Here is a 14,761-nt window from a genome sequence, read left to right on the forward strand (position 1 = left end):
ATTAACTCAGGGCACAACTAACAACTCCGTGTACACTTTTGTACATTGGTGATACAAAAATATTAATTAGTGTTAACACTCTAAATGCCATTGCAACCTAACATTAGTTATGTAGCTTTTTGTACACTCCTAAAGATTTTATGAAAAAAAAGAACATTTAAATCAGTGGGTTAGTTGTTGGTGTAAATTTTATACTGGTTCTGAATGCTACAAAGGTGAGAGACTGTCGAAACCCATGTTGCACAACTGCGCCAATTAATTAAGATTCAGTTAACACTGAAAAGGAACACACTTGAGTTATGAATAAATACATACTCTTAGTATGCACATTATTTCCCCTATCAGGCTTTGCGCAAATCGAAGAACCTGAAGCTGCGCAATACATAGAGGTTGGCACATTTGAAGCATCTATCACTGTGGGATACGGTGGTATTGAGAATCCTATTCGTGGCGCTGAACACGTAAGCTCTGTATTTTTACCCCATTTTGCCTATTACGGCGAAAACTGGTACTTCGATGATTTTTCATTAGGCTACAGCCTGTATCAAAATGAGTCTTTTTATGTTGATGTTGTTGGCACATTCAATGAGGATGGTTTTTTCTTCGAGCTAGATGGTATCGACAACTTATTTGCAGTGAATGCAGTGCGTGATCTAGAGCGACCAGGCAGACCACAAGCAACCCCAATCTATTTAACCCCCATAGAAAGAAGTATCTCATATGAGGCGGGTGTCACTTTTGGCTATGCTGGGAAAAATTGGGGAGCGGAGTTGACTACTCTGCACGACATCACCAGTGTTCACAACGGGTCTGAAAATAAGTTTGTTGCATACTATGCAAAAACACTACTCGGTGGCCAATTTGTCGGTGAAGTCGGTGTAACGCAAAAAAGTAACGAGTTAGTAGAATACTATTATCGCGTTCAACCCACTGAATCTATCACCCGTATTCCTAGATACGACTTAGGCGGTGCTGCTGTAAATTATCATGTAAGACTTGAGTACACTTACCCACTGAGTGAGCACTTTAGTGCTATGCTAAGTATCTCAAATACGTGGATTGATAAAGATTTAAGTGATACTCCTATGTTCGATAGAGACCAATATATGACGGGCTTCTCGGGGATTACATTTGAGTTTTAAACGAACAACCGCATGCTAATTGACTACTTTGTTGCTTTAGCTTTAATACCCTCTGCAATGCAGGACAACGTCGCGCCCATGCTGGACGTGACGCCACACACGTGTATTCAAGAAAATGAAGCAACAAGGTGCAAAATGGAAGTCCATGTGAGCGCTTCATCTTCTGCTCACCATACCTTGTGTATCGTTATTGATTTACCCAAGGTGCAACGAGAATGTTTTGTCGGTAATCGGGTGAAAACGACATACAGTTTGACTCTAGAGACAACAACACATATCTCCTTGAGGAGTGAATCGGGCGAAATACTCGCTCAAAAGAAACTCACAGTGGGAAAACTGACTTCTAAGAATTATCGCGTAAGAAGACGCTTTGGTTGGGGTATATAGCATTGAACCATCAAGTTTTATTAATAGAGGACGACAAGGAATTAGCCAACTTAATTAGTCGTTTTTTGAGTCAAAACGGACTTGATGTCACCACAGTTAACACCATTGCCCAATTTAAAACGGGCTACTCCCAGTTTCACCCAGATATCATTTTGTGTGATGTGATGTTACCTGACGGCAATGGTTTTGAACTTTTCCCGATGTTAAAGAAGAACTTTAGCTGCCCCGTTCTCTTTTTAACAGCATTAGATTCAGACCGCTCGCAAATTAAAGGATTAAATTTAGGAGCCAATGATTACCTAATTAAACCAATTCGCCCGGAAGTATTACTCGCCAGAGTTAACAACAGTTTGCGCCTCAGTGGCAAAGGGGAAGCGAGTAAGGCTATCGGCCCTGTAAAGCTTGATACGGCGCATCGAACCCTGATTTGCCACAATCAACAAATCAACTTAAATGACGATGAAATTCGTTTATTTACACTGTTCTTCCAAAATTACCCAACGCCATTGTCACGGGAAACCTTGTTTAAAGAAATTATCGGGCGTGAATACGATGGCTTAGATAGGGCTGCGGATTTAAAAATCAGCCGATTAAGACGCAAAATTCGTGACCATGGCATTGAAGGTCTAGATATCATCTCCATCCGCGGTGAAGGCTACTTGCTGCAAATACCAAACGAGCCTCATGCGTAAGCAATTTTTTCGCCTTTATGCGTTCATCATTTTTAGTGTCATAGCTGCGTTAATCGCATTTGGCCAGATTTACCAAAATTACTTGTTCGAACAAAGTCCAAGCATCGCATTACCTATTTCTCAGTGGCCTGCGCTAATTGAGGATAAAAGCAATACCATGGCTGTGCTTGAGCGCCAAGAGCTCGCTTTGCCTCCCTCGCTAGAACAACACCTTAATACCAACAAAATGCTCACCGTCTCGCAAGAAGAGGGCAACTTCGTATACTTACTCAGTGACGATGCAAGCAGCAACAAGGTATATCGCATTGGCCCCATTACCGTCGCGCCCCCACAAGAAGAACACAGCATTTACTTCTTATTGGCCTACAGTGCCATTGCGTTGTTAGTTATGTCGTTTATCTGGCCAGTATTTAAAGATTTAGCGCGTTTAAAAAGAGCAGCTCGTCGCTTTGCCAAGGAAAAGAAAGCCTTTAAAACCAATGTAAAGCCCAGCTCCACTGTGTACCCGTTGGCGCAAACGCTGAGCGATATGTCGGAGCGAATCAGTAAGTTTATTCAACTGCATGAAGATTTATCGCGGATTATCTCTCATGAGATCCGCACCCCCTTGTCACGTATGCGCTTTATCCTTTCACTGCACAACGACATTGATGATGAGCTTGAGCAAACCATACACCGAAATATAGACGAAATAGAAAACCGCCTATGTCAGTATTTAGACTTCGCCCGCGTTGAATATCTCACCAAGCCGTTAGAGCTCAAAGGGATTGATGCACACCAATTCATTTCCCTAGAAGCGAGCAAGAATCAAGTGTTCACTGATGTCACCATTGAAACGCAAGTAGCTGTTAGACAACTATTTTGTGAACCCGCTAGTTTCTCGGTGTTGGTGCAAAACTTGTTATTCAATGGCGTAAAATATGCGCAAAATAAAGTGGTGTTAACATTAACAGCCGATGGCGATAACCAAATTCTTGAAGTGTTCGATGACGGTCCTGGACTGCCTAATGATGCTGACTCGCTACTCGATCCTTTCTCCTCATCTAAGGAAAGTGCCGTTGCCAGTGGTTATGGTTTAGGTTTGTATATTGTTGACCGCATTTGTCTATGGCACGGCGGCCATTTAACTCTGAATAATCACTCACAAACGGGCGGCGCGCATATTACTGTTGTGTGGCCAAAAACAAATTAGCACCAATATCTTTCTCGAAGATCTCATTTGTAGCACTCATCGCGCTTAATTCATTCCTAGCTTGGTACTTTGTTACATTACACAGCTACAAACCAAAACCAATACTTTAATCTCATTTTTTAAATATTAGTTATTAATAACTAGTTAAATAGCATGGTTAGGCATACACTTTCGCCTGTCTAAACTAACACTTTAGGATTGGCCATGTACCGATTACTCAGTATTTTAGTACCACTTTTAGTTACAGCAATGTTCTCATTCAATGTCGACGCCGCAGGGGCAAAAGACGTCACAACTCAGGGAAAGAAGACGCAGGATCCCGACTCTGGGCAGACATGCCGTCCTCGTAAGCATTGCCAACCTGAAGAACCACCAACAGATCCTGAAGATCCGCCAGCTGAGCCACCAGCAAGCACATTCCTAAACGCTGGCGCGAGCTATCAAATGCAGTTGCAAGGGGCTTTAAACCTAGAGTACACAGTAGATGCCTATGTATTTGACTTGTTTGATGTTAGTGCTCAAACAATCGCAGATATTAAAAACTCTGGTGCCAAAGCTATTTGCTATTTTTCCGCGGGTACGTTTGAGGAGTGGCGCGAAGACGCCAGCGATTTTGCGCCAGAAGCCTTAGGAGAGCCATTGGGTGATTGGCCAGGAGAATACTGGTTAGATACAAGGCACGAATCTGTACGAGCAGTAATGCTAAACCGTATTGCTTTGGCCAAACAAAAAGGCTGTGATGCTGTTGACCCGGATAATGTCGACCTGCATACACAACAAAGCGGCTTTAACATCAGCTATGATCAACAACTTGAATACAATATGTTTATTGCTTCGTCAGCACATGATGCACAACTGTTCGTTGGGTTGAAAAACAATTTAGATCAATTAGCAGATCTTCATACTTACTATGATTTCGCCATCAATGAATCATGCATTCGCTGGAATGAATGTGAAATGTTGACTCCTTTTGTAAACAGCAATAAGCCTGTATTTCATGTTGAATATTTGGGTGTAAGTGGTGCTGGAAGTAGCGAGTTTGAACAGATGTGCGCACATACAAGTGAACTAGGCATCTATTCCCTCGTGTTACCGAGAGAGTTAGACGACGCCTATCGCTTTAGTTGCCAATAGCCCTGCACACACCTCAGCCCGAGCACCTGCTTGGGCTACTTTAGTACCGCATTTTTGCAAAGTCGTAATGCCTTGTAATAACCCTAATGGATGCTATGCACTAGCCTGAACTGATATCGCTTAACTGCAAGGGAGTTGCTCATTCGGGGTTCCGGCAATGAATAACAAAGCCAAAGCGCATTACCACGCGCACAAACACCTGTTAGCTATGGTTCGTTCAGTGATTTTTGATATGTGTGCAGCGGCTGTTCGCATCACCATGTTGCTGTACCATGCATTTACCAGCTCAAACTGCACCAGCGCGCATCGTTTAGCTATCTATGGTGCCTTTGTTTATCTCTTTATTCCCGCTGATTTATTGCACGACCTCACGCCCACATTGGGTTATATCGACGATGGCTTATTAATCATCGCCGCCGTTGTATCCTTGTTTTCCTGCATGGATTTAAACATCCGCATCAAAGCCAAAAATAAGACCACTAAGCTAATGGAGAAGTGGTTTCACACCTCAGCACTTTGAGATTGCTCATCAAGCAGATGTAATAACGACTTAAAGGGCACATCGCTGTGCTCTTTTAAACCAATTTCACAGGTGCGGCTGTTTGAATAACCTTGTTGGCAGCTGGGAGGTCTTTTTGCTTTGAGGCCTCGCAGCGCATGTGCGTTTAGTTCGGGCTGGGTGAAGCCTTTGTCACCGGCGAAGCCACAACAACTGACTCCTGTCGTTTGAACGTCTTTACTCAGTGCATTGGCCAATTGCAGCATACTCTGGCCGCCATCCATGTGCTGTGAACTACAGGTAACATGCACCCAAACGGTGTCATCGGCTTGTTCAACCTTGAGATACGGTAACAAGTATTCAGTGGCAAATGCCATGGCGTCAATTACTTGAATACTATCGCTAACTTGGCTTTTCATGGCGCAGGGGCTGGCGTCCATCACCACTGGCCATTTCCCCCCTTCACTCAATGTAGCGATTGATTGCTGCAACTGGGTTTGTTTATCTTGCGCTTGCTCATTTAGTCCTTTACTTTGCCACGGCATCCCACAGCACAGTTCCTCAAGCTTAGTGGGAGAAACTATGCTCACTCCCGCTTTTTGGCACAGACTTGCAAATACGCTTTGCACACTGCGCTGGTCATCATTGGCGAAGATACGATTAGCGCAACTTGGGATATAAACCACTTTACGTTCTAACTTGCGTGGTTCAGCGATTCGGGGTTGTTGATTTTGCGCGAGCGGCCAGGCGCTGTAATAAAGGGGTGCACCAAAATTCTTGTGCAGCCAACGGCTCATATTCTGCACTCTTTGTTGGCCTAGAGTGCGCGCCATAAAGTGCGTACTGCGAATACCCACGCGGGCAAAGGTGGATGTGCGCGAAAAATGTGCCGCTGTCATCTTGGAGATTGCGCGAATGATACGGCTGTTCTGTGCTTGTTCGGCCCGTAACGATTTAATGTACGCACCGGTGTCAATCCCCACAGGACAGCGCGTTGCACACAATCCAGTGGCAGCACAACTGTCGATAGCTAAATGCTGGTAGCGCTGCTGCACTGCGCCTAGTTTCTGGCGCAAACTTTGGGTTTGGCTAGTATCTTGTTGCAGATGCAACTGCTGGCGTAATTGTTGTTCATGACGTTTAAGACTGATCCGCTGCCGTGGAGTTAAAGTGTATTCTTTTGACGGGCAAACAGGTTCACAAAACCCACATTCGATACACGGGTCAATTTGCTCATCACTTGCTGGCATAGCTTTGAGGTTTTTCACATGCGCTTTTTCATCAGCGTTGAGGATCACCCCAGGGTTTAAAATACCTTTTTCATCGAACAAGGCTTTGATGCGCTGCATAACCTGATAACCATCACTGCCCCATTCCAATTCAACATAGGGTGCCATGTTCCGGCCCGTGCCATGCTCAGCTTTCAGCGAACCATTTAAGTCAACAGCAACTAACTGTGCCACGTCAGCCATAAAGCGCTCATAACGCGATACTTCTTCAACACTCTCAAACCCTTGCGTAAATACAAAGTGCAGATTGCCCGCTAAAGCATGACCAAAAATAATTGCTTCATCATAGCCATGTTTATCAAAGAGTTGATGTAAGGAATGAATACCTGTACTTAGGTCTTCAAGCGCAAACGCAACATCTTCAATAATCACTGTGGTGCCCGTTTTACGCACAGCCCCCACCGCAGGGAAAGTGCCTTTGCGCACATTCCAAAGCGCTTGCGCTCGAACTTTGTCATCACTTAATGGGTAGTGATGTACAAGATGGTCGGTGTAAGTATCTAGTAACTCTGTCACTGTCGAATTGATTGCATCGAGTTGCGCTTGGCTTTCACCTGCAATTTCGATTAGCAATGCCACGGAATCGTCGGGAAATTCGTTAACATTTTGCGGCATTACACTGTGATCGCGCACCGACATTAAGGCACGCTTGTCGAGCATTTCCACCGCCTCAATATCTAAGAGACTCAATTGCTTGATGAGCTCACAGGCACTCTCAATGTTCGCAAAAGTAAATAAACCTGTTTGTTTGAAATTGGGGTCGACAACCGTGTTATAGGTAATATCAGCAATAAAGGCTAACGTGCCTTCGGATCCTATGAGTAAATGCTTGATAATGTCGATACCATCGCTGTAATCCACCAACGCGTTAAGGCCGTAACCTGTGGTATTTTTCAAACGGTATTTATGGCCGATGCGCTGCGCCAAATCCGTGTTTTGTTTGACCTCTTGAGCCAGCTTTTCCAACGCTTCAATAAACATCTTATGAGATTGCTTAAACAGCGCGACACTGTCTTTATCGCTGGTATCCAATCGGGTGCCGTCAGCGAAGATAAGCGTCATGTCTTTGAGGGTGTGATAACTGTTATTTTTCACTCCACAACACATACCCGAGGCATTATTGGCGGCGATACCGCCAATCTTGCAGGTATTAATTGACGCCGGGTCGGGGCCTATTTTTCGCCCGAACGGGGCGAGCAAAGCATTCACTTTCGCCCCTATCATTGACGGGCACACTTTGACCCACTCACCACTTGGCGCAATATCGATATCCTGCCAATCATCGCTCAGTACCACTAACACACTGTCGCTGATTGCCTGCCCTGACAAACTGGTTCCCGCTGCTCGAAAGGTCAACGCTATTTCATAACGGTTTGCCTGCGTCACGATATGCTGTACTTGCTGGGCGTTTTTAACCATCACCACATAATGCGGTATCAGTCGATAAAAACTAGCATCAGTCGCTAACGCATATCGTAAGGCGTAATCGTCCACAATTTGCTGTTTTGGCAATGTGGGCTGAAGGGCCTGAATGAAGGCTTCCATGGCGCTATGAGACTCTGACATAATGAGATGAACGGTTATTGCAACTAGCCCTAGCATAACTTGGAATAAAATATTATTAAACTGCTATTCATAAAAAGCGAATTATGAACAGAATTAACAAAGGATTGAGCGTAATTCTTATTCATCGACAAAGCTTGTTTTTTTACCGACAAACGCTATAGAATCATGAATACTTTATTCCAAAAGCATAAAATAGACTCCTGCTGGGGAAGTGATGTGAACTACCGTCTAATAACAAAAGCGTTGGCTGCCAGCTGGCGCACCAAATTTAACCTCGTATCGATTGTAGGATGTGTTTTTATGAGTGCTACCGCTCATGCGAAAGCGCCAACGTTAGCTGAACAACTTGGTCAAAAGTTAATGTTGGACTTTCGTTATTACTGTGAAGATAACGCACAAGAGAGTGAAAAGTGCCGCACACCAATGACTTCCTTGCCACCCGCTCTCGCAAACCTAGTGGCTAAGCACAACATTGGTGGGGTGATCTTATTCGCTGAAAACATCGAAAACACCCAGCAGGTTGTTACTCTGAATCAACAATTGCAAGATGCCGCTAAACTCAGCTCGCTCGGCGCCCCTCTATTTATCAGTGTTGACCAAGAAGGTGGTCGAGTAGCCCGTATTCCACGCGATATCGGCACTGCGATGACAGGAAATATGTCTATTGGCGCCACCTATGCAGAACATGGCACTCATTACGCCACAGCCGCTGCACAAGTATTAGCGAAAGAGCTCAAGGTGCTCGGTTTTAACGTCAACTACGCCCCCACTGTCGATGTAAATATGAATCCTGAAAACCCAGTGATTAATGTACGCTCCTTCGGTGAGGACCCAAAACTCGTTGCTGAACTTGGCGGTGCACAAGTAGAGGCAATGCAAAATCACCAAGTTATTGCTGCACTGAAGCATTTCCCAGGGCATGGTGATACCAGCGTTGATAGCCATACAGGTTTACCTAAAGTGGAGCACGATAAAGCACAAGTAATGAGCCAAGACATTGCGCCATTCAAAGCGATTATCGATGAAGGACATGCGCCTGGCATGATCATGACAGCGCATATTCAATACCCAGCACTGGATGACTCTACTTTCGTCAGTAAAGACGGAAAAACGATGGTCAAACCTGCAACTATGTCGCGTGCGATCATGACCGATTTGTTACGTGATGAATTAGGTTACGATGGCGTAACGATTACCGATGCGTTAGACATGGCGGGTATCAGCCATTTCTTCACACCAAAAGACGCGGTGATCAACACCTTCAAAGCAGGTGTTGATATCGCTCTTATGCCAATTCCTATTCGCAATGACGAAGAAATCGCACAATTCGATACCCTCATGCAAGAGCTAGTTGCAGCTGTTGAAAATGGCGAACTAAACAAACAGGAAATTAGCCAATCCAGTGCACGCATCAAAGCGCTCAAAGCGCGTTACAATTTGGGCGATCAGTCTTCTAGTATTGACAAGCAAGTGAGCCAAGCTAACGCCGTGCTAGGTAGTAAAGCACATCGCGTGATTGAAGCCCAAATTGCCGAAGCGGCGATTACCGATATTAAAAATACCCAGCTTGCGCCAAAACTAGTCGCTGATGCTCAACACATTACACTTATCATGCCAGATACGCGCAAATGCATGGCCTTGCAACAAGCACTAGAAGCCACAGGCGTAAAGGACAAAACGTTTCATTGCGTGAGCCTGCAAGGGTTCGACCCTGAACAAACACAAGAAACGCTCAGCAAGACTGATCTGGTTATAGCCGCCAATGCCAGTCCTGCACAGAGTGCTGTGGAAATCGGCGGTATGGACGACGTTGAAGCTCTTGAAGCCTTTTCACTTTCGCGCTCAGAGCAACCAAAAGCGCTCGAAGCTCTGATGGCACAGGCACAAGCGCATAAAGTCAAAACTATTTTCGTAAGTCTGCGAGCACCCTATGATGTTGCTCAATTCGGACAGTATGCTCAAGTGGCACTTGCCACCTACGCCTACAATATAGATGTAGACAATGGTCAAACAGTGAAGGGCCCAGCATTTTCTGCCCTTGCTAAAGTATTAGCCGGCAAAATCAGTGCGAAGGGCAGCTTGCCTGTGACTGTTAACCAAGCTGATTCAGAATAAACAATAGGGAAAGCGATGAATGCCAATGCCTCTTTAAAAACGCCACAAGCCATTCGCGAGCTGATCCGCAATGGTGATTACAGTGGCAACACTTCTGGCTTTGCCCCTGGCTTTGTGCAAGCGAATTTGGTTATTTTGCCAAAGACCTATGCCTATGACTTTTTGCGATTTTGCCAACTCAATCCGCAAGCATGCCCCTTACTTGGGCAAACCGATGCAGGGGCTGTTGGTCTTGATGAATTAGCTAAAAATCTGGATTTGCGCAGTGACCTGCCGCGTTATCGCGTATTTAAAAATGGCCAACTCGTCTGTGAGCCGACAGATGTGAGTGATATTTGGCGAGATGATTTAGTAAGCTTTTTAATAGGCTGTTCATTTTCCTTTGAAGAGGCGCTCATTGCCGATGATATTGAGATCCGCAATATATCCGAGCAAAAAAATGTGCCTATGTACATCACCAACATACCTTGCCAAAGTGCCGGGCCGTTTAAGGGCAATATGGTCGTGAGCATGCGACCGATGAAACCCAAAGATGCGATTCGCGCTATCCAAATTTGTAGCCGTTATCCTAAAGTTCATGGTGCTCCGGTGCATTTTGGCGACCCTGCTGCGATTGGCATCGAGGACATCAATACCCCCGATTTTGGTGAGGCGGTAACGATTAAAGATGGCGAAGTGCCGGTATTTTGGGCATGTGGTGTCACTCCGCAAGTTGCCATCACCAATGCTTGTCCAGATTTTTGTATTACCCACAGCCCAGGTCATATGCTGGTGTTAGACATTAAAAATACGTCACTGGCGACGTTTTAGGAGCCCTTATGTTACTCAATTGCGACTTAGGTGAAAGTTACGGCAGCTGGAAAATGGGCGAAGATGCACTGGCCATGCCCCACATTGACCTAGCCAATATTGCCTGTGGCTTTCATGGTGGCGACTCCCAAGTGATGACCCGCACCCTAGCGCTGGCAAAGCAGCACAACGTAAAGGTCGGCGCACATCCAAGTTACCCTGACAGACAAGGCTTTGGTCGTCGTTCTATGGCGTTGAGTAAACATGAGCTCACCTGCGATTTACACTATCAAATAGCCGCGCTCAGTGGTATGGCTGCGGTACAAGGTGTCGATGTTCACTATGTGAAACCACACGGCGCACTTTATAACGACATGATGGCTAATGAAGACATTCTCATCAGCGTACTTGAAGCCGTCAGTCGCTACCCGAGTGACCTCAAACTCATGATGTTGGCAACCAATCAGGCTGCTCATCACATTGAGCTTGCCAAAAACACAGGGGTCACTGTACTTTTCGAAGCCTTTGCTGATAGACGTTACACGGATGCCGGCACCTTAACGCCCCGCAGCCAAACAGGCAGCGTGTTGAATAAGGAACAAATGCTTGCGCAAGTTTCGCAACTTGTTAATGAAGGTACAGTGACGACAGACACTGGCAAGGTGATTGCGCTGCAAGCGGATACCTTGTGCGTGCACGGCGATAATGCAGAAGGTGTTGCCGCCATTAAAGAGATACGTGCGCTATGTGCCCGTTAACGCCAGAGTTGCAATTGAGCCGAGCAATCGAGGATTTGCTGGTTGCGCGCAATTTGCGTGGTATGGCTACCATTCAAAAAGAGCTAAGCGCAGGCTATGTACATCGCGCGGCAAAAACCTTGTTCGAGGCACAAGGTGAAATTCTAATTAGCACGGGATTTCCGGTCATTGGCACCTTTGAAACCGACGGGCCTGTGGGCGCCATAGCCCTTTACAATGCCCTTGAAGCACTAGGAAAGAATCCGATTTTGGTCTGTGGTGACCCACTTTACAGTAAGTTAGTGACGGACTTTGAATGCTTACAATTGGCTATCAATGACCTTGAGGGTGCGAAACAGCAGGCGTTAAACTTTTACGAAAGCCGCGACATCGGCTGTGTTGTTGCAATCGAAAGGCCCGGCCTCAATGCCCAAGGGAAATATTGCAATATGCGCGGCGAGGATATCAGCCACGGCTGCGCGAACTTCGACCCCTTTATGACTTTTGCCCCTTGCCCTACCATCGCGATAGGCGATGGCGGTAATGAAATAGGCATGGGCAATGTTATCGACGCGCTGAGAGAATTAGACATTACTCCGAGTGTTACCAAATGCGACGAGTTAATCGTTGCCGATGTATCAAATTGGGGGGCTTACGCCCTCATCGCATATTTTTCACTGTGGCAAAAGCTGGATTTGCTTGCCGACATTGATTGCCAACAACTGCTCGCCTATTTGAGCAAACACGGCAGTGTGGATGGCGTAACAAGACGAAACGAGCCAACAGAAGATGGGCTTGATGCAACACAAGGTGAAGCTCTGATCACCGAATTGAGAAGGCTAACGGGCTATCTGCCCAATGAATGAGGAAAAACGATGAGCCTAGTGTATTTGAATGGCCAGTATATGCCGCCGGAAGAAGCGAAAATTTCGCCTATGGATCGCGGCTTTTTGTTCGGCGATGGAATTTATGAAGTGGTTCCGGCATATCATGGCAAAATGCTGGGTTTTGACGCGCACGTTGCGCGCATGCGTGATGGCCTTGCAGCCATTGAAATCGAACTAGATTACAGCGGTGATACATGGCGTGAGATCTGTGACACCTTAATAAGCAAAAACCCAGGGCCAAACCAAGGTATTTACTTGCATGTGAGTCGCGGTACAGATAGCAAACGCAACCACGCCTACCCGCAGGGTGTAAAACCGACCGTTTTTGCGTTCTGTTTTGAACTACCGGGTGAGCCAACAAATGATGAGAGCACAGCCACTTCTTATCAGGTGTCACTGGAGCAAGACCGTCGTTGGCAACGTTGTAATATCAAATCAACGGCACTGCTTGGCAATGTGATGCACTACCAAACAGGTGCACGCGCAGGCAATAAAGAAACCATCTTGTTCAACGCCAAAGATGAAATCACCGAAGCGAGTTCAAGCAACGTGTTTATCGTCAAAGATGGGATCATTTCTACGCCGCCTTTAGACAATCAAATTTTGCCGGGGATCACCCGTTGGTTAATCTTGCAAATCGTCCACTCTCACAGCGACCTTAAAATCCAAGAACGAGTGATCAGCAAAGAGGAATTACTCAACGCCGATGAAGTATGGATCACCTCAGCAACCAAAGAAGTAGGCCCTGTGGTTAAAGTGGATGAGAAAGTTATTGGCGAAGGTAAGCCGGGCCCGATGTGGCAGCGCGTACAAACGCTATTTACCGCACACAAGTTCGACTACTGATAGGTGTGGCTCTAAAGAAAAACCGCTCATTTTGAGCGGTTTTTTTATGGCTAATTCTGTTCTCTGGCGCTGTTTTTACTTCTTGGCGCTCCTAACAATATAGCTAAGTGGCAAACACACACAGATAAGAAAGCACTGACGCCAATGGCACCACCATATCCTTGTAAGCGCGGCACTAGATACTGAAATAATAGAGCGAATATCACCGCAGCACTCACTTGTGTATACCAGCCAAAGCGATGAGGGGCACTCATCCCCACAAAGGTGCCACCAAAAAACACGGCAGCGTATAGGTTTGGGTCTTCAGTGCAAAAATATAAACTGATATAGGCGATAATAGCTAACAGCGATGACGCACGAATAGCATCAAAATGATTGTGCTTGGCCAAAAGGAAGGTACTGAGCGCACCTGTGATTGCGAGTGAGATGAAAATAACGCTTACCATAACCCACCCTGCGTCAACATAAACAGCGCGACACTCACAAACGCGACGCTGCCGAGCTTGCCACCGAACCCGTGAAACATATTCATGGTGAGCGCATACAGACTTGTGCCAATTAACGACAACAAAATCAGCTGCCAATAATTACTGATCACTTCCGCTGAACACATCCCAGCAAAGCACCCAGCATAGACTGCAGCCCGAGGGTGGGCCCCATATTTCTCCCAAATGGGAATAAACGAACCAATAAAAGCGGGTAAGGCCGCCGCCAGTACCAGCGGAACTTGCCATTGTGAATGCAACACAAAGCACGTGGCGCAACCTAATAAAAAGGCGATGTATTTAAGGAGGAAGAATTTAATCATAGCGGGCTAATGTTAAAGCACTTACGTTTTGTACCCATAATGATTTTTGAGCATTGTTCGCGATTGTTGCTACAAAGGCATAGCGATACCTAACTAAAAGATATTTTAAACGCGAACACTCTCAGTTTTAGGTATCCTCGTTGTTGCTGAGTTTTTGCAACTAACACGCTTACAAATCCACAATCATGTCAAAACCGCCGTAAATAAGGCGCTTGCCATCAAGCGGCATAGGGTTGGTTTGTGGGTCCATTCTCGGGTCTTCCATCATTTTCTGCCAACCGGCATCACGCACTTCCTTTGACGGCCAAATAACCCAAGAAAACACCACGGTTTCATCATCTTGGGCCTTCACCGCCATGGGAAAAGACGTGACTTCGCCGTCGGGAACATCATTCCCCCACGTTTCCACGACCCTTAACGCACCATACTCTTTAAAAATGTCTGCAGTCATTGTTGCAAATTCAATGTATTTTTCTTTATTTGCTGTGGGTACAGCAACAACGAATCCATCTACAAAAGACATAACCGTGTTCCTTTTTCTTATTGCTGGTGAGCCATAACTATAGTGCAGCTAAAAAGATTTGCAGTGTAAGGAATACATAACTCATTCAGAGCCATAGCCTTAAACATTTCACGGAGCTGACCACCCAGATACTCTATGCTAAGCCTATGCAATCG

Annotated in this window: 15 protein-coding genes; 11 read left to right on the forward strand and 4 right to left on the reverse strand. The window is 45.7% G+C overall.

All coding sequences use genetic code 11. The features are described 5' to 3' along the window. Positions 1-299 precede the first annotated feature (299 nt). The 6 genes from V1358_RS09185 to V1358_RS09210 all read left to right on the forward strand — a co-directional run bounded on the left by V1358_RS09185 (position 300) and on the right by V1358_RS09210 (position 5,067). The gene (locus V1358_RS09185) at positions 300-1,142 is read left to right on the forward strand and encodes a MipA/OmpV family protein (protein ID WP_347393331.1); all 843 of its coding nucleotides are present in this window, start codon (positions 300-302) and stop codon (positions 1,140-1,142) included. Between the two features lie 12 nt (positions 1,143-1,154). Further along, positions 1,155-1,529: a DUF3019 domain-containing protein gene (locus V1358_RS09190; protein WP_347393332.1), complete on the forward strand. Its 375-nt coding sequence runs from the start codon at positions 1,155-1,157 to the stop codon at positions 1,527-1,529. A 2-nt stretch (positions 1,530-1,531) separates the two neighbouring features. Next, positions 1,532-2,221: a response regulator transcription factor gene (locus tag V1358_RS09195; RefSeq protein WP_347389687.1), complete on the forward strand. Its 690-nt coding sequence runs from the start codon at positions 1,532-1,534 to the stop codon at positions 2,219-2,221. Next, positions 2,214-3,413, forward strand: coding sequence for an ATP-binding protein (locus tag V1358_RS09200; RefSeq protein WP_347393333.1), 1,200 nt, complete (start codon positions 2,214-2,216; stop codon positions 3,411-3,413). Before V1358_RS09195 ends, V1358_RS09200 begins: the two co-directional genes overlap by 8 nt. A gap of 204 nt (positions 3,414-3,617) precedes the next feature. After that, positions 3,618-4,547, forward strand: coding sequence for an endo alpha-1,4 polygalactosaminidase (locus tag V1358_RS09205; RefSeq protein WP_347393334.1), 930 nt, complete (start codon positions 3,618-3,620; stop codon positions 4,545-4,547). Positions 4,548-4,704: 157 nt separating this feature from the next. After that, positions 4,705-5,067 (forward strand): YkvA family protein, encoded by a 363-nt coding sequence (locus V1358_RS09210; RefSeq protein ID WP_347393335.1) that lies wholly within the window; start codon positions 4,705-4,707, stop codon positions 5,065-5,067. On the opposite strand, the gene V1358_RS09215 is transcribed toward V1358_RS09210, so the two are convergent. Then, entirely contained in the window at positions 5,049-7,901 is a 2,853-nt protein-coding gene (locus V1358_RS09215) for an FAD-binding and (Fe-S)-binding domain-containing protein (protein ID WP_347393336.1), read from the reverse strand. The two genes, V1358_RS09210 and V1358_RS09215, sit on opposite strands and share 19 nt — an antisense overlap. A gap of 300 nt (positions 7,902-8,201) precedes the next feature. On the opposite strand from V1358_RS09215, the gene V1358_RS09220 reads away from it, so the two are divergent. From V1358_RS09220 to V1358_RS09240, 5 genes are read left to right on the forward strand one after another with little or no spacing between them, the layout of a single operon-like run. After that, a complete protein-coding gene (locus V1358_RS09220; protein ID WP_347393337.1) occupies positions 8,202-10,016 on the forward strand; it encodes a glycoside hydrolase family 3 protein in 1,815 nt (604 codons plus the stop codon). Between the two features lie 15 nt (positions 10,017-10,031). Next, positions 10,032-10,826 (forward strand): putative hydro-lyase, encoded by a 795-nt coding sequence (locus V1358_RS09225; protein ID WP_347389693.1) that lies wholly within the window; start codon positions 10,032-10,034, stop codon positions 10,824-10,826. An 8-nt stretch (positions 10,827-10,834) separates the two neighbouring features. Beyond that, positions 10,835-11,563 (forward strand): 5-oxoprolinase subunit PxpA, encoded by a 729-nt coding sequence (locus V1358_RS09230; protein WP_347393338.1) that lies wholly within the window; start codon positions 10,835-10,837, stop codon positions 11,561-11,563. Further along, positions 11,551-12,408 carry a DUF4392 domain-containing protein gene (locus tag V1358_RS09235; protein WP_347393339.1) on the forward strand — a complete coding sequence of 286 codons (858 nt, stop codon included), beginning with the start codon at positions 11,551-11,553 and terminating at the stop codon, positions 12,406-12,408. Before V1358_RS09230 ends, V1358_RS09235 begins: the two co-directional genes overlap by 13 nt. A 9-nt stretch (positions 12,409-12,417) precedes the next feature. Then, positions 12,418-13,275 carry a D-amino acid aminotransferase gene (locus V1358_RS09240; protein ID WP_347393340.1) on the forward strand — a complete coding sequence of 286 codons (858 nt, stop codon included), beginning with the start codon at positions 12,418-12,420 and terminating at the stop codon, positions 13,273-13,275. 50 nt (positions 13,276-13,325) lie between these two features. Here the strand turns inward: V1358_RS09240 and V1358_RS09245 are convergent, their stop codons facing one another. From V1358_RS09245 to V1358_RS09255, 3 genes are all read right to left on the reverse strand, one after another. Further along, the gene (locus V1358_RS09245) at positions 13,326-13,721 is read right to left on the reverse strand and encodes a hypothetical protein (RefSeq protein ID WP_347389697.1); all 396 of its coding nucleotides are present in this window, start codon (positions 13,719-13,721) and stop codon (positions 13,326-13,328) included. Beyond that, entirely contained in the window at positions 13,715-14,083 is a 369-nt protein-coding gene (locus V1358_RS09250; protein WP_347393341.1) for a hypothetical protein, read from the reverse strand. The genes V1358_RS09245 and V1358_RS09250 overlap by 7 nt, the downstream gene beginning before the upstream one ends. A 169-nt stretch (positions 14,084-14,252) precedes the next feature. Further along, entirely contained in the window at positions 14,253-14,606 is a 354-nt protein-coding gene (locus tag V1358_RS09255; protein WP_347393342.1) for a DUF1428 domain-containing protein, read from the reverse strand. Positions 14,607-14,761: the final 155 nt, after the last annotated feature.

This window comes from Pseudoalteromonas pernae, assembly GCF_039831865.1.
Lineage (GTDB): Bacteria > Pseudomonadota > Gammaproteobacteria > Enterobacterales > Alteromonadaceae > Pseudoalteromonas > Pseudoalteromonas pernae.